Source organism: Mesorhizobium sp. M0239 (assembly GCF_040321815.1).
Classification (GTDB): domain Bacteria; phylum Pseudomonadota; class Alphaproteobacteria; order Rhizobiales; family Rhizobiaceae; genus Mesorhizobium.
In genome coordinates this window covers 166,187-180,819 of sequence record NZ_JAMYSG010000011.1, presented here as the reverse complement: position 1 = coordinate 180,819, position 14,633 = coordinate 166,187, and the positions used below count along the sequence as shown (strand labels likewise).

At 64.4% G+C, this 14,633-nt stretch carries 16 protein-coding genes and 1 pseudogene; 6 read left to right on the top strand and 11 right to left on the bottom strand.

Annotation, left to right across the window (positions count from 1 at the left end):
• Nucleotides 1–18 precede the first annotated feature (18 nt).
• From NKI99_RS14100 to NKI99_RS14090, 3 genes are all read right to left on the bottom strand, one after another.
• The gene (locus NKI99_RS14100; protein WP_352611187.1) at nucleotides 19–636 is read right to left on the bottom strand and encodes a cysteine peptidase family C39 domain-containing protein; all 618 of its coding nucleotides are present in this window, start codon (nucleotides 634–636) and stop codon (nucleotides 19–21) included.
• A gap of 95 nt (nucleotides 637–731) precedes the next feature.
• Complete coding sequence (locus tag NKI99_RS14095) at nucleotides 732–1,247, bottom strand: hypothetical protein (protein ID WP_352611185.1); 516 nt, start codon at nucleotides 1,245–1,247, stop codon at nucleotides 732–734.
• A 186-nt stretch (nucleotides 1,248–1,433) separates the two neighbouring features.
• Nucleotides 1,434–1,862, bottom strand: a complete 429-nt coding sequence (locus NKI99_RS14090) for a VOC family protein (protein WP_352611184.1) — start codon at nucleotides 1,860–1,862, stop codon at nucleotides 1,434–1,436.
• A 329-nt stretch (nucleotides 1,863–2,191) separates the two neighbouring features.
• On the opposite strand from NKI99_RS14090, the gene NKI99_RS14085 reads away from it, so the two are divergent.
• Nucleotides 2,192–2,494, top strand: a complete 303-nt coding sequence (locus NKI99_RS14085; protein WP_352441257.1) for a hypothetical protein — start codon at nucleotides 2,192–2,194, stop codon at nucleotides 2,492–2,494.
• On the opposite strand, the gene NKI99_RS14080 is transcribed toward NKI99_RS14085, so the two are convergent.
• The 3 genes from NKI99_RS14080 to NKI99_RS14070 form a co-directional block, all read right to left on the bottom strand.
• A complete protein-coding gene (locus tag NKI99_RS14080) occupies nucleotides 2,471–3,670 on the bottom strand; it encodes an aminotransferase-like domain-containing protein (protein WP_031213765.1) in 1,200 nt (399 codons plus the stop codon). The two genes, NKI99_RS14085 and NKI99_RS14080, sit on opposite strands and share 24 nt — an antisense overlap.
• 174 nt (nucleotides 3,671–3,844) lie before the next feature.
• Nucleotides 3,845–4,297, bottom strand: a complete 453-nt coding sequence (locus NKI99_RS14075) for a GNAT family N-acetyltransferase (RefSeq protein ID WP_352611183.1) — start codon at nucleotides 4,295–4,297, stop codon at nucleotides 3,845–3,847.
• Nucleotides 4,298–4,357: 60 nt separating this feature from the next.
• Entirely contained in the window at nucleotides 4,358–5,110 is a 753-nt protein-coding gene (locus NKI99_RS14070; RefSeq protein ID WP_352611182.1) for a pyridoxamine 5'-phosphate oxidase family protein, read from the bottom strand.
• Nucleotides 5,111–5,145: 35 nt separating this feature from the next.
• On the opposite strand from NKI99_RS14070, the gene pdxR reads away from it, so the two are divergent.
• Nucleotides 5,146–6,570 (top strand): MocR-like pyridoxine biosynthesis transcription factor PdxR, encoded by a 1,425-nt coding sequence (gene pdxR / locus NKI99_RS14065; RefSeq protein WP_352611181.1) that lies wholly within the window; start codon nucleotides 5,146–5,148, stop codon nucleotides 6,568–6,570.
• Between the two features lie 50 nt (nucleotides 6,571–6,620).
• On the opposite strand, the gene NKI99_RS14060 is transcribed toward pdxR, so the two are convergent.
• Nucleotides 6,621–7,115, bottom strand: coding sequence for a hypothetical protein (locus tag NKI99_RS14060; protein ID WP_352554530.1), 495 nt, complete (start codon nucleotides 7,113–7,115; stop codon nucleotides 6,621–6,623).
• Nucleotides 7,116–7,232: 117 nt separating this feature from the next.
• Between NKI99_RS14060 and NKI99_RS14055 the strand changes: the two genes are divergently transcribed.
• Nucleotides 7,233–7,832 carry a DUF922 domain-containing Zn-dependent protease gene (locus NKI99_RS14055; RefSeq protein WP_352611180.1) on the top strand — a complete coding sequence of 200 codons (600 nt, stop codon included), beginning with the start codon at nucleotides 7,233–7,235 and terminating at the stop codon, nucleotides 7,830–7,832.
• 81 nt (nucleotides 7,833–7,913) lie between these two features.
• Here the strand turns inward: NKI99_RS14055 and NKI99_RS14050 are convergent.
• Nucleotides 7,914–8,973: pseudogene (locus NKI99_RS14050) on the bottom strand (Gfo/Idh/MocA family protein).
• Nucleotides 8,974–9,023: 50 nt separating this feature from the next.
• The gene (locus tag NKI99_RS14045; RefSeq protein WP_023813851.1) at nucleotides 9,024–9,728 is read right to left on the bottom strand and encodes an SDR family oxidoreductase; all 705 of its coding nucleotides are present in this window, start codon (nucleotides 9,726–9,728) and stop codon (nucleotides 9,024–9,026) included.
• A 127-nt stretch (nucleotides 9,729–9,855) separates the two neighbouring features.
• Between NKI99_RS14045 and gcvA the strand changes: the two genes are divergently transcribed.
• Nucleotides 9,856–10,755 carry a transcriptional regulator GcvA gene (gene gcvA, locus NKI99_RS14040; RefSeq protein ID WP_352611178.1) on the top strand — a complete coding sequence of 300 codons (900 nt, stop codon included), beginning with the start codon at nucleotides 9,856–9,858 and terminating at the stop codon, nucleotides 10,753–10,755.
• Here the strand turns inward: gcvA and NKI99_RS14035 are convergent.
• Entirely contained in the window at nucleotides 10,752–11,213 is a 462-nt protein-coding gene (locus NKI99_RS14035) for an Lrp/AsnC ligand binding domain-containing protein (RefSeq protein ID WP_023813853.1), read from the bottom strand. The two genes, gcvA and NKI99_RS14035, sit on opposite strands and share 4 nt — an antisense overlap.
• A 127-nt stretch (nucleotides 11,214–11,340) precedes the next feature.
• Here NKI99_RS14035 and NKI99_RS14030 point away from each other — a divergent pair, with 127 nt between their 5' ends.
• Nucleotides 11,341–12,336: an ornithine cyclodeaminase family protein gene (locus tag NKI99_RS14030; protein WP_023813854.1), complete on the top strand. Its 996-nt coding sequence runs from the start codon at nucleotides 11,341–11,343 to the stop codon at nucleotides 12,334–12,336.
• A gap of 356 nt (nucleotides 12,337–12,692) precedes the next feature.
• On the opposite strand, the gene NKI99_RS14025 is transcribed toward NKI99_RS14030, so the two are convergent.
• A complete protein-coding gene (locus NKI99_RS14025; protein WP_128306018.1) occupies nucleotides 12,693–13,310 on the bottom strand; it encodes a helix-turn-helix domain-containing protein in 618 nt (205 codons plus the stop codon).
• A gap of 137 nt (nucleotides 13,311–13,447) precedes the next feature.
• Between NKI99_RS14025 and NKI99_RS14020 the strand changes: the two genes are divergently transcribed.
• The gene (locus NKI99_RS14020; RefSeq protein ID WP_128306019.1) at nucleotides 13,448–14,581 is read left to right on the top strand and encodes an NAD(P)/FAD-dependent oxidoreductase; all 1,134 of its coding nucleotides are present in this window, start codon (nucleotides 13,448–13,450) and stop codon (nucleotides 14,579–14,581) included.
• The last annotated feature ends 52 nt before the right edge of the window (nucleotides 14,582–14,633 follow it).

Genomic DNA, 14,633 nt, shown 5'->3' with positions numbered 1-14,633 from the left:
CCCTCAACTGTCAAAAAATCAAATGGCAACGGCAATGCCGCGATTGGCGAAGAAACGGTCGAAATCGGCTGGCGCCAATACTGCGTTTGCCTGTGTGGCGCTGATATGGCCGGACGGATTGTGGAAACGGAAACTCTCATCCGACGCCGCGGTGACCAGTACCAGATGGCCGCCCTTCGAGGGAGGCTCGCGCTCGGGCCAGCGGATCGAACTGCTGACCGACGCGATGAAGAAGCGCGTCCGCTGCATGATCGCCGGAATCTCCGCTGTCGCGACATTGGTCATCACCTCGGCGCGCAGGCCGAAGGCTTCCTTCACGAAGCTGACGAAGGGCGCGTAGATCAGCCCCTTGATCGATCCCCCGTTGACGACATAGCCGCCATATAAGGTGCAGCGCCTGGCAAGCTCGATCGTCGGCACGATCTCGCCGCGGCTTGCCAGGATCATCTTCAGGCACGCCATGCCGCAGATGTTGACCGCCCAGACCGCATACTCATCGAGAGTTTCCGCGCCCGACCTCCGCCACAGCGGATCCCGCCTGAGGGCAACATCCGCGCCGTCGGCAAGCACCGCCGTGGTCATATCAGGCGTTTCCCACTGGCTGAAAAACGGCACGGTTTCAGGCAGCGGGTTCATGCGGTCTCCTCGGGCGGCTGGCTCCATCTCGTATACGAGGATACGAGATGGATGAAAAGCCGCTTAGGCCCGTTTGGCGAGCCGTGCGCCGCCGCCTACTCGGCCTTTGTCCAACCGAAAACCAGCCATGCATATTTCGATTTTTCGTCGGGTTCGACAGTGTAGGTCATCTGCATGTCGCCGTCCTTGGCGTAGATATCCAGCCGGGGCGCCGTCTCCAGCTTGAGCCACGCCGAACTCTTGCTGAAGGACCAAGTTCCGCACCAGACGCAAGGCCCCGACGTCGGATCACCCGGCTGATGAAAATTGTAGCGGCCGTCCGCCGTGATCTCCAGATAGTCGAACGCGCCGTAAAACGCGGTCACCGTCTGCTGGAATTCATTGGCGGCCGCTTCCTGTTCCGGTGTCGGCGCATCCTTCATATCGCGCGGCGGCCGGATGGCCCCACCGTTCAGTTTCCATTTGCCGACAAAATCCTTCTGGGTCGGAAGATATTCCTCCTGCGCCTGCGCCGATGAAACATAAGCAAAAGGTGATATACTTCTGAGGCCAACGGCCCCGATCGCAAATAAAAGCGTGGCGCCACAGATCGCCCTTGTTGGGTTTTGCATAAAAAATATATCTCCACGGGGGTAAGGGGAGTTTTATTGAGGATTTTGCAGCGCGCGTTGCTTCGATACCGATTCCCGCTCGCCATTCGCACGGTTAGCATCGTGGCCACCAATCTGGCAACGCAAAGCAGCCTCTCCAGCATCGCCCCATGCGGCCGCGATCCCGGCCGGCTGAATATCGGCAGCTTAGAAGGTGATCTTCACCGAAGCGGCGCTGCGACTATGCGGGCCGTGATGGACGGCCTCGATGTTGTTGCCGTCGGGATCGAGCAGGAAGGCGGCGTAATAGCCGGGGTGATAGGGCCGTTCGCCCGGTGCGCCATTGTCCGTGCCGCCAGCCGCCAGCCCGGCCTTGTAGAAGGCGTCGACCATGGCGTGGTCCTTTGCCTGGAAAGCCAGGTGATGCCGGCCGGTGAGTTTTCCCTGTGCGGCCCGGCTGTCGGCAGTGGAGACAAACAGCTCGTCGACCCAGAAAAAGTCGGCGCCGCTGCCGCCAATCGGGGCATCGAGCGCCTGCAGGACCGCCTCGTAGAAACGCCGGCTGGCCGCAAGGTCCCTGACCACCAGTTGGATGTGGTCGATGAGCCGGCCGCGATGCAATTCCTGGGTTTCCATGAAAACGCCTCCTCGTGTGGGTTCGAATTTAGGTTCGGACAGGGCGTCGTCAATGCGGATACTCCTTCCGTCCAGCAAACAAAAGGCCCGCTGGGAGGGGATCCAGCGGGCCTTTGGAAAGCATCTCTAGCCTTCAGAGGTCTGAGGGGGGATCAGACCTGGTAAGAACCTTTGTTGGCCGCGGAGGTTCCACCCGAACAGAAAAATGCCAACGCCCGGTCGAAACCGCGGAATTCGAGCGGTGGAGGCGATTTCTTTCGCGAGACCACTCTCAGTTTGGAACTTTCCGCTCGCAACCGGGTTTGGTGGCGCGGTGGGAGGAATTGCGATTGGATTGTTTTCAGAGGCTCGAAGCGCTTGTCGACAGCGCCGGTGTCGACGATATCGAGGAAGCAACCGCTCTGCTGCGCCGGTTCAAGGGCAGGTCGCGCGAGGTCGCGGCAGCCATAGATGAGTTCATGCTCGATTTCATGACGTTGGTCTTCGTCGTCGAAAACGGCGAAGAAGGTTTCGAAAAGCCGGTCCGCAAGCTCGCTCGCACCAGGCTTTCAAAGCTTGAGCGGCTGGTGACTGTAACGGCGGAGGCAAAGCCGGCTTCCGGCGCCGGCCTATCCCTTCAGGATGGCGGCTAGCCTGGGAATGCCTTCGCTCACCGCGCGCCGGTCGGCGAGCGTGAAGGACAGCCGCAGCGTGTTGCGCCCGGTGCCGTCGGCATAAAACGCGCTGCCCGGCACGAAGGCGACGCGCGCCTCCTTGACCGCCCGCGCCAGAAGCTCGGTGGCGTCGGCCCCTTCCGGCAGCGTCACCCAGACGAACATGCCGCCTTCCGGATGGCTCCAGGTCACGCCTTCCGGCATGTGGGCTTCCAGTGCCGAGAGCAGCCCGTCGCGGCGCTCGCGATAGGCGCCGATAAGTTTTTCCACCTGGCCGTCGAACACGGCTTCGGCGACGCGATGCATCACCACCTGGTTGATCGACGGGCTATGCAGGTCGGAGGCCTGCTTCATCAGCACCAGCTTCTCGACGATTTGGCGCGGCGCGCACACCCAACCGACCCGCATGCCCGGCGACAGGATCTTCGAGAACGAGCCGCAATAGAGCGTGCGCGCCTTGTCGATACCGCCGGACCTGATGCAGTCGAGCGCCAGGATCGGCGGCTCGCCTTCACCGTCATAGCGCAGCGCGCGATAGGCGGCATCCTCGATGACGGCGATGTCGAGTTCGCCGGCAAGGTCGAGCACCGCCTCGCGCTGCTCACGGTTCAGCGTGTTGCCGGTCGGGTTGGCGAAATCCGGCACCAGATAGGCGAATTTGGCCTTGCCGCCATTTGCAGCCGCCGCCGCGCGATAGGCATCGGGCGTCATGTTGCCGCCGGCCGGGGTCAGCCGATCGTAGCGAGGCTCATAGGCGTTGAAAGCCTGCAGCGCGCCCAGATAGGTCGGCCACGTCACCAGCGCGGTATCGCCCGGCGACAGGAACAGTTTGCCGAGATAATCCAGCGCCTGCTGCGAGCCGGAGGTTATGAAGATGTTGGCCTCGTCACAGGCGACGCCGAGCTTGCCCATCTGCCCGGCGAGCCAGCGCCGCAACGGCAGATAGCCTTCCGAGACCTGGTACTGCAGCGCCGCACCCGCCTCGGCGCCGCCGAGCACCGAAGCATAGGCGTCGCGGATCGCCTCGGCCGGGAACAGCGCGGGATCGGGAATACCGCCGGCGAACGAGATTATGTCTGGCTGGTCGAGCAGCTTCAGGAGCTCGCGGATTTCGGACGCTTTCATGCGCGACGAGCGCGAGGCCAACAGATTCATAAGGGTCACGACACGCCTCCCCAGACGCTGCAATATAGGTCAACTTGACTGACCTATATCCCCTCTTGGTCGCGAGTTGAAGTATGCCTGAACGATTTCCCGAATGCGCCAGCGGTGGCGCGATGCTCGAACGCCGCGAGCCGTTCCACAAAAGTGTGCAGTGGTTCCGCCCGCCTATAGGCTCTTCTTGTAGCCGAGATGGCTACCGGTAAAGCCGAGGCTTTCGTAAAAGCGGTGCGCGTCCGCCCGCCCCTTGTCGGTGGTTAACTGGACAAGGCTGCAGCCCCGCGCCCGGCACGCGTCGATCGCCCATTCGATCATCAGCCTGCCGACGCCCCCCGAGCGTCGGTGGCCGGCAACCCGAACCGCCTCGATCTGCCCGCGCCACGCGCCCTTGCGCGACAGGCCCGCAAGGAAAGATATCTGCAAGGTGCCGATCACCTCGCCGCCATCCACGGCCACCACCAGCAACTGATTGGGATCGGCGTCGATGGCGTTGAAAGCGTCGATATAGCCTTGTGCCAGCGGCAAGGAGGCGTCCTCGCGGCCGGCGCCAAGCGGATCGTCGGCCAGCATCGCGACGATATCAGGCAGGTCGGAGGCCTGCGCACGGCGGAAGGTGATCATTGTGTCGAGATATCGCGAGGCGGCGGCAGCGGCAAGATTTTAATACACTCCCGGCGCTGGCTAAACTTTGCCCTCATACGCTCGCTGCGCCCGCGTCACCGCCTCATCGAGCCTCGCACCCTCGGCATATCTAGCCAGGTTTTGCGGCCGCACCGTCCCAGGCAGCAGCCTCGGACACGGCTCGGCGGCGCCGACCACCATCCGCACCGGGATGACGCCGGCCCACACCGGATGCCCGTAATCCTCCTCGTCGTCGGCGACCCCCTTGGCGCGCACCTTCGACGACGCTTCTTCGATGCGCATGCCGATCACCGTCGTCGCCTTGGCCTCCTGCGCCGAGATCGGCCGCAGGGTCTCATTCCGGCCGGGGTAGAAGCGGTCGACGACGCCGGCCAGCGCCTTCAGTTTCTCTTCAGGCTCATCGATGATCCGCGCCGTGCCGAAACACATCGCCGAGCGGTAGTTGGCCGAGTGGTTGAAGCCCGAGCGCGCCAGCACCAGCCCGTCGAGATGCGACACCGTGAGACACGCCGGCGTGCCGCCGCGCAGATTGCGCAGCATGCGGCTGGCCGACGAGCCGTGCCAGTAGAGCATGTCGTCCTCGCGCCAGTGGATGGTCGGCGTGCAATAGGGCTGGCCGTCGAACGTATAGGCGACATGGCACAGCAGCCCGGCATCCAGCACCGCGAAGACTGCCGCATGGTCGTAGCTGCCGCGCTCGTGCAGGCGCTTGATGCGGTTGCGGCTGGTGGTCGGAAAGCTGGCTGGCGTGTCGTTCACGGCTTGCATCCTTGGTTGTTGTCTGCCAACCATGCGCCATGACATTGGTTGATAAAAGAACCAATCTGATGAAGAAAAACCAGACCAATTTTCCGGATTGGTCGGCGCTGATCCCGGTCCTGCCGGGCGACGGCCCGCGCAGCCGTGAACTATATGCGGCGCTGCGGCGGCTGATCGAGACCGGCGCGCTGGCCGCCGGGGCGAAACTGCCGACCACCCGGGATCTCGCACAGCGCTTCGGCCTGTCGCGTTCGGCGGCGGTCGCCTGTTTCGAAATCCTGATCTCGGAGGGGTTTGCGGTTGCCAAGGTCGGCGCCGGCACCTTCGTCGCGCCTGACGTGCCGCATCTGCCGACAGCACTGGTCAAGCCGCGTCCGCCGGAGATCGACGCGGCGACCTCGCTGCCTTGCGGCCTTGGCGTGGCGGTGTCGGATCCGCGCACGCTCGATATGTTTCGCATCCTGTTGTCGCGTCACCTCACCCGCCCCGGACCGGAGCATTTTCGCTATGGCGACCCGCGCGGCGGCCTGCCGCTGCGCACGGCAATTGCAACTTATCTCAGGACCGCACGCGGCGTGCGCTGCGACGCCGGCCAGATCGTGCTGACTTCGGGCACGCAGCAGGGGCTGGATCTTCTGGTGCGTGCCGCGCTCAGCCCCGGCGATGCCGTCTGGATCGAAAACCCCTGTTACCCGATGGCGCAGGCCGTGCTGGCTGGCAGCGGCGCCAGGGTTTTTGGGGTACCGGTCGACGCGGAAGGGCTCGATCCCGAGATCGGCGAAAGCCTGTGCTCCAAGGCGCGCGCGGCCTATGTCACGCCCTCGCATCAATATCCGCTCGGCGTGACGATGACGATGCGCCGCCGTCTCGCTTTGCTCGACTGGGCGCGGCGCAACGATGCCTGGATCATCGAGGACGACTACGACAGCGAGTTCCGCTATGCCGGCCCGCCGCTGACCTCGCTGCAGGGCATGGACGGTTCAGGCCGTGTCGCCTATCTCGGCACCTTCTCGAAAATCCTCTTCCCCGGCCTGCGCATCGGCTATGTCGTGGTGCCCGAAGCGCTGCTCGATGCCGTGATGGCGGTCAGGGCGCGCTCCGACCGCTTCCCCTCGACGCTGGCCGAAGGCGCGCTGACCGACCTGTTGAACGAAGGCCATTTCGCCGCCCATCTCAGGCGCGTGCGCCGCCGCGTCCAGGCCGCGCGCGACGTGCTGGTCGCCGGCCTCGAGGCGCATTGCGGCGATGCCCTCGAAGTAACCGTGCCCGAACAGGGGTTGCATTTGATGGCGACGCTGAAGCGCGCCGGGCCTGACACCGCGATCGTCGAGGCGGCGAAGGCGGCGGGTGTCGGCGCCAGGGCCTTGTCCTCGATGTTCATCGGCGGGGCGCCCCGGCAAGGTCTGGTGCTGGGTTTTTCGGGATTCTTGGATGAGGAATTGATTGCCGCGACGGCGCGACTGGGTGGGGTGGTTCGGCAGCAAGCCCGGTGAGCCAACGAGAACCGCCTCATTCCTGCGCCGGCATCGAACTGTAGAACCCCTCAATCCCCATCCGCTGGCCCGGCCTTGCCGCACTGCGCCAGCACCTTGCCGATGGCCGCGCTCGACCCCTTCAGTGGAAAGCTGATCTCCCCATATTTGGCCGCACTGACGCTGACATCGCCCTTCCCGCGCAACAGGTCGAGCAGCGGATCGGCTTTCGCCAGGTTGACCACGAAGTAATTGTACATGGCCTCCAGCTGCAGCGTCCTGGTCACCGTCTTGCCGTCGGCCTTGAACGCGAACGAACCGCTGATGCCAGGTTCCAGCTGCTGGCCGGTGGCACCGAGATCGTAGCTCAGCACCGGCGTGTCGAAACAGGTGAGCATCAGATGCGCATCGCCTTTCGGCCCGCCGCAGACCGAAGCCGTCAGCACGCTGCCGCCCTCGTCTTCCTCCATCTTGGCGCTCCAGCCACCGCACGACGCGGCAAACGCCGGCTGCGCGGCCTGCAGGATCGCCAAGGCACCAGCGACGATGAGATGTGCAACTCTCATGACTCCCCCAATTGACTGCCTCCAGGGCATTTGCAGCGCCCGTCGGCAGCATATAGGAAAAGCGATCCGATGGCATTGCCCCTTGCGGCAACCAGTCCTGTTTCGCGGAGAGTTGGATTGAAAGCCTGCGTTCGCCTGTGTCTGTCCTTTGTTGCCCTGCTGGCCTTGCCGCTCATCGCTCATGCCGAGTGGAAGCCGATCGAGAAGATCGAGCCCTACGCGATCTCGGGCCGGTCCGGCGCCGAACTCTACCGCTCGATCGGCGAGAAAGGGCCAAAGCTCGGCATTGCCCGTGCCATCGCCTACACCAATTTCAAGCTGACCTGGGGGTTAAGGGACTACCGGCCCAGGGGCAAGGACTGCGTGCTGACGGCCGGGCGGCCGAAGCTGATCGTCACCTACACCTTGCCAAAACCCTCCGGCTCCCTGCCGCCCGCCGTCCAGAAGAACTGGGAAACCTTCATCGCCGGCGTCGCCGCCCATGAGAAGGTGCATGGCGCCAGCATGGTCCAGATGGTCCACGATATCCAAGCCGCTACGGACGCCCTGACCGTCGCCGACGATCCCAAATGCAGCAAGACAAGGGCCGAGGTGGTCAAGCGGCTCGACGCGATTTCGAAGGCGCGTGTGCAGGCAAGCCGCGATTTCGACCGCGTCGAATTCGGCGATGGCGGCAATTTGCAGAAACTGGTTTTTTCGCTCGTAACCGGCCCCTGACTGGCGCAGCCTCCAATCCGAAGTTGGCGGCAGTGCTATCTCGACCGCTGGCGCTCGCGCTCTCCGCCGCTTCGCCCCAGCTCACCGCGTTTCCGCACTCGCCCGCAGCTCCGCGCGCTTCTCGTCCGATACCACTGCCAGATCCAGCACCTGCTGCAATTCGGCGGCATGGCGGAAGGACGGTTCGGCTTGCACGCCGGATCGCACTGCGTCAGTGAAACGCTGGTAGTTGGTCGGCACCGTGCCGGCGTCGAGCTCTTCCCATATAGCGTTCTCGACGTTTTCGCCGATGCAGGCCTTGAGCGTCGAACCATCGAGATTGTGCACCACTTCGATGCCCCCCTTCTCGCCATAGATGCGCAGGACGCAGCTCGTTGAGATGGCCTGTTGCCCAGCGGCTGGCATGCACCACGCCGAAGGCGCCGTTGGAAAAGTCCAGCGTCATGGCGAAGCTGTCATTGGCGTCGAGCCCGTAGTCGCCGATGCGGTTGCCGGGCGCCTTGTCGAAGGCGCGCAGCCGGCAGAAGACATGGTCGATGTCGACCGCGGCGCCATAGCTGGCGAAATCGAGGATGTGGATGCCGACATCGCTAAGCACGCCATTCGAGCCGTGGCCGCGCGACAGGCGCCACAGCCATTTCGGATCGGTGCGCCAGTCGCCCCAGAATTTCGACACCAGCCAACTTTGCAGATAGGACGCCTCGACATGCCTGACCATGCCGATCTCGCCCGCCTGCACCATCTGGCGAGCCTTCTGCAGCGCGGCGACGTTGCGATAGGTCAGGTTCACCATGTTGACGATGCCGGCGGCCTCGGCGGCGTCGGCCATCTCGGTCGCCTTGCCGAAGTTTTCGGCCAGCGGCTTCTCGCACAACACCGGCTTGCCGGCGGCGATCAGCGTCATGGTGGTCGGGTGATGGATGCGGTCGGGCGTGACATTGGCCACCGCGTCGAACTCGCCCCATGCCAGCGCCTCATCCAGCGCGGTAAAGCGGTTGGGAATGTCAAAGCTGTCGGCGAACTCGCCGACCCGGGCCGGATCGACATCGACCGCGCCGACAATGTCGACGCCGTCGATGGCGATGAAGCGCCGCGCATGTTCCTGCGCCATCCAGCCGGTGCCGAGTATCAAAAGCCGCATTCTTTGCTCCTTGGGGTGAGATGCCGGAGTCCCCCTCCCGATCGACGCCCTCAAATAGCGCGGATAATGCCGCCGTCGACCCGGATGTTCTGGCCGGTGATATAGCCGGCGCCTTCCGAAGCCAGGAAGGCGATGGTCGCGGCGATCTCTTCCGAGGTGCCGTAGCGCTGCATCGGCACGCTGTCGCGGCGCTCCTCGGTGGCCGGCAGGCTGTCGATCCAGCCGGGCAGCACATTGTTCATGCGTACATTGTCAGCGGCATAGGTGTTGGCGAAGATCTTGGTGTAGGCGGCAAGCCCGGCGCGGAACACGGCGGACGTCGGGAACATCGGGCTCGGCTCGACCACCCAGGCGGTCGAGATGTTGATGATGGCGCCGCCCTTCTGCTTGACCATCTGCGGCGCCACGATGCGCACCGGACGGATGACGTTCAGCAGATAGACATCCATGCCGGTGTGCCATTGCTCGTCGGTGATTTCGAGGATCGGCGCGCGCGGCCCGTGGCCGCCGCTGTTGACCAGCACGTCGATGCGGCCAAAGCGCTCCAGCGTCAGGTCGACGAGGCGCTGCAGATCTTCATTGGATTGGTTGGAGCCGGTGACGCCGAGCCCGCCCAATTCCCCAGCCAGCGCCTCGCCTTTTCCGGAAGACGAAAGGATGGCGACCTTGAAGCCGTCCGCCGCCAGCCGCTTGGCCGCCGCCGCACCCATGCCGCTGCCGCCGGCCACCACCACAGCTACTTTTTCTACACTCATCGGATTTTCCTCTCAGGGTTGGCGGGCACCGCAAACGGTGTTTTCGGGAGTTGAACGTCGATATAGCTGGTTTTCCACACCGGTTCGAACCAGAATGCTTGAAATCAACCTGTAGAAAAACTCCTGCATGCCCGAAGCCTTCCTCAGCCTGCCGCCATTGAATGCGCTGCGCGCCTTCGAAGCCTCGGCGCGTCATCTCAACTTCCGCATCGCGGCCGAGGAGCTGAACGTCACTCAAGGGGCGGTCGCCCAGCACATTCGCGGGTTGGAAGCCGATCTCGGCACAAAGCTGTTCGAGCGGCTGCCGCGCGGCCTGGCGCTGACCGATGAGGGCCGCGCCTATGTGCCCAACATCCGCCGCGCCTTCGACCTGATCTCCGAGGCGACGCTGCTGTTGCGTCCCGAACCGGCGCGGCTGACGGTCAGCGTGACGCCAAGCTTCGCCACCAAATGGCTGATCCCGAGGCTGCACGACTTCGTCGCGCACAACCCGCTTGTCGACCTGCGCGTTCTGGCCAGCGAGAGCCTGTCGAGCTTCCAGGCCGATGGCGTCGACATCGCGGTGCGCCAGGGCCGCCCACCCTTCGGCGCCGGTCTGGTCGTCGACCTGCTGTTTCCCCAGCAGATCGTCGCCGTCTGCAGCCCGGCCTTGCTGCCGGAAGATGCTGCTGAAATCGCAGCCTCCGAAATCCAGCACCATGTGCTGCTGCACGATGCCCACAATCTGTGGCCGGAATTCATGGAGAAAGCGGTCGGCTTGAAGATGACGACCGAATTGAAACGGATGCGCTTCAACCAGACGGGCCTCGCCATCGACGCCGCCGTCGCCGGCCAGGGCATTGCGCTGGCCAGCCGCTTCCTCGTCGCCGCTGATCTCGCCACGGGCCGCCTGGTTCAGCCCGTCAGCGGCGAAATGCGCGGCACGCAGGATTTTTATGTCGTGATGCCGAGAAAGCAGCGGCACCCGGAGCCGACGCAAGCGGTGCGGCAATGGCTGCTGGATGCGGGGGAACGGCCGCCGGTCTAGATCGGCAGCAGGGCGTCGGGCTTCACATTGGCGATCGAGGCGTAGGTGTGCGTTTCCCGCACCCCGGGCAGCGGCAGGATGACCCGCTGCAAAAAATCCTGGAACATCGCCATGTCGGCGATGCGCGCCTTGACCAGATAGTCGAAGCCGCCGACCACCATGTGGCATTCGATGATCTCGGGCGCCCGCAGAACCGCCTCGGCGAAGCGGTCGAAGACATGCGGCGCCGTGTGGTCGAGCCGCACCTCGATGAAGACGAGCTGCGCCTGCCCGATCCGAGCAGGATCGAGCACCGCGCGCACGGCGCGGATGAAGCCTTCGGCGAACAGCCGCTTGACGCGCTGCGTCGCCCCGGTCGGCGACAGGCCGACCCGCCGCGCCAGATCGAGCGTCGTGCGGCGGCCGTCCTCCTGCAACAAACGCAGCAGCGAGCGGTCGATACGGTCGAGATCGTCCATTTCAGGATTCACGCTTTGTGAGCCGGGCACGCGTGATAGTCACGCCAAAATAACGAAAACAGCATATTTCATCACGCTGATAGATCGCAATACCGTTGTCGTGCAACCCATAACGAAAGCGGATTCCATGACATCAGCGATATCGACCTCCCGCAGCGCCCAGGCCAAGGGTGACACGCCGGTGCTCATCCTGAGCGAGGCCGAGGTGAAAACCTGCATCGACCTGCGCCAGCTTCTCGACGTGCTCGCCGGCGGCTTCAAGGCCTTGTCCGGCGGCAAGGTGGTCAATCCGGCACGGCCGCAGCTCGACATTCCGCAGGTCGGCTATTCGCTGGCGATGTCGGCATGGATGGCAGGCATGCATCTGACGGTGAAGATCGTCAACGTCTTCGAGGGCAACGTCGCCAGAGGCATCCCCAGCCACCTCGCCACCATCCATCTGTTCGATCCGCAGACCGGCATGCCGGTCTGCGTCATGGACGGCACCTACATCACCGCCGTGCGCACCTCCGGCTCCGCCGTGCTCTCGGTGCGTGAACTCGCCCGCCGCGACGCCAAGGTCGCGACGGTGGTCGGCGCCGGTGTGCAGGCCGGCCAGCATCTCAATCTTCTGCCGCTGGTGCGCGACTTCACCGAGATCCGCGTCGTCTCGAAGGAATTCGCCGATGCGCAGGCGCTTGCCGCGCAGCATCCCGGCGTCGTCGCCGTCGCCGATATCGAGGCCGCGGTGCGTTCGTCCGACGTCGTCTGCCTGGCAACGCATTCCTATGCGCCGGTGATCTCGGCCGACTGGGTGCGGCCCGGCACTCACATCTCATCGGTCGGCGTCGCCCCGCCCGGCGGCGAACTGCCGGTCGAGCTTATCGGCAGGGCCAGCCTGTTCGTCGAGACCAGGGAGGCCTTTGCCCCGACGCCGGTCGGCTCCTGCGAACTCGCTGACCTCGATCCGCAAACCGGAACCGAGCTCGGCGACATGCTGCTCGGGCGGCGGCCGGGACGGGTTAGCGCCGATCAGGTCACCGTCTACAAGGCCATGGGCGTTGCTATGGAGGACATGGTGGCGGCCGATCTCGCCTATCGCGAGGCGGTTCGGCGGGGAATGGGGCGTGTGGTTGCGATGTAGTGGGGGCTCAATTGTCGAAGCCAGCGCCGCCCGTCAATAGGATCGTCCTTCTCCCCGTTTACAGCAGGGCTATCGCATATGGATTCTTGCGAGGAAGAACCCCCACCCTAACCCTCCCCACAAGGGGGAGGGAATGCTGCCGCGTGCCTTTAATTCTTGTTGGCGCCGAAAAGACAGGCGATGCTTCTGGGTCAGCGCCAACGGAAGTCTCCCTTCCCCTTTTGGGGAGGGGTTAGGGGTGGGGGTCCGTGCCGGGCAGACATCTCAGGAATTCCATATGCGATAGCCCTGCCCTTGCGGGGAGAAGATGGCGGCAGCCAGATGAGGGGCGGCGCAGCCATCGAGAATGTTAGTCCCTACCCCTCCACCGTCTCCAGCACGCTCAGCAGCGTGCCTTCCATATCAGGCTCGTCGCCGGAGCAGACGCACAGCATCTCGGCGTCGCCCTCGCCGACCGAGAGGTAGGCATGACCCATGGTGGAATCGATGTAGACGCTGTCGCCCTGTTTCAGCCGCACCGGCGCGTACTGGTCGGTGTGCAGTTCGATCTCGCCCTTGAGCACGATCAAAAATTCCTCGCCGGCATGCCTGGTCAGCGGGCCGAATTCCTGCGGCGTGCGGGCGCGTGCATAGGCGTGGATCGGCACCATGCGCTTGCGCACCAGATCGGTGGCCAGATAGCGGTAGTCGTAGTTGCGGGTCAGCTGGCGCAGCGTGTTGGACTGCGAAGTCACCGAACGACGGGTGCGCGCGGCCGGCTGCTTGCGGTCGCCGCTGAGCAGCTCGGTGACATGGATGTTCAGCCCCTCGCAGATCTGCAGCAGCTTGTCGTAGCTCAGCGACATCTGGTCGTTCTCGACTTTGGACAGCGTCGACACCGCGACGCCGGTCAGCGTGCTGACCTCCTGCAAGGTCCAGCCATGCGTTTTCCTCAAGCCGCGCAGACAATCACCGAGGTTCGGTTGCTCCGACATCGTCAGCTCCGTTGCGCGGCCCATCGAGCCGCCAGTCCACCCTAGGTAGTCCAACTCTCTGCCGCCATCAACAACACCAACAATTTTCTTATACGCTAAATATTGACTGGATACGAAATTATTTCTACCCCTAGGGCATGCAATCCAAGTCTATCCAAAAAATCGTCGTCATCGGCGGCGGCATTGCCGGCCTTTCGCTGGCGGCTGCCGTGCAGCCCTGGGCCGAGGTCACAGTGCTCGAGCGCGAGCCGCATCTCGGCTATCACGCCAGCGGCCGCTCGGCCGCGCTGTTTTCAGAAACCTATGGCAATGCACTGGTGCGGGCGCTGTCGCTAGCCAGCCGACAGGCGATCATCGATGGCGGCTTCGCCGCCCACCGGCGCGGCGCGCTGCACGTCGGCGGTGTCGAAGACAGTGCAGCCGTCGACCGCATGGCGGCCGAGATGCAGGCACTGGTGCCGAGCGTACGGCGCCTGTCAGCAGCAGAAGTCACCGCTCTGGTGCCGGTCATCGCCACGGCAACCACTTGCGGCGGCGTGCATGAACCCGGCGCGCTCGATGTCGACACGGGAAAGATGCTTGCGGCTTCAGCCTCCGCGCTCAAGGCCGGCGGCGGCGTGATCCGCACCGGCGAGGAAGTGCTGGAGATTTCCCGCGTCGCAAACGGCTTCAGCGTCACCACCAGTGCCGGCGCCTACCAGGCCGACATCGTCGTCGACGCCGCTGGCGCCTGGGTCGATGTCGTCGCCGGGCTGGCCGGTCTCTCCGGTCTCGGCTTCCGGCCGAAGCGCCGCACCGCCTTCCTGTTCGATCCGCCCGCCGGCATGGACATCAGCGCCTGGCCGCTGGTGGTCGATTTGCATGAACAATTCTACTTCAAGCCCGATGCCGGCAGGCTGATCGGCTCGCTGGCCGACGAGACCGATTCCGAACCCTGCGACACCTATCCGGAAGACATCGACGTCGCCATCGCCGTCGACCGCATCGAACAGGCGACGTCGCTGCGCATCGGCCGTCCGTCGACGCCCTGGGCGGGCCTGCGCACCTTTTCGCCTGACCGCACGCCGGTCATCGGTTTCGACCCTCGCCTGCCCGGCTTCTTCTGGCTTGGCGGCCAGGGCGGCTACGGTTTCCAGGTGTCGCTGACGCTGGCGCGGCTGGGCTCAGTGCTGCTGCGCGGCCAGCCGCTGCCGGACGATCTCACGGCACGCGGTATCACGTCCGCCGCGCTTGCGCCCAACCGTTTCATCACCCCGGCGGCGACGCCATGAACTTCACCGGCCTGCCCTTCCCCCAACCCGTAAAGTGTCATCAGGAGCGTTT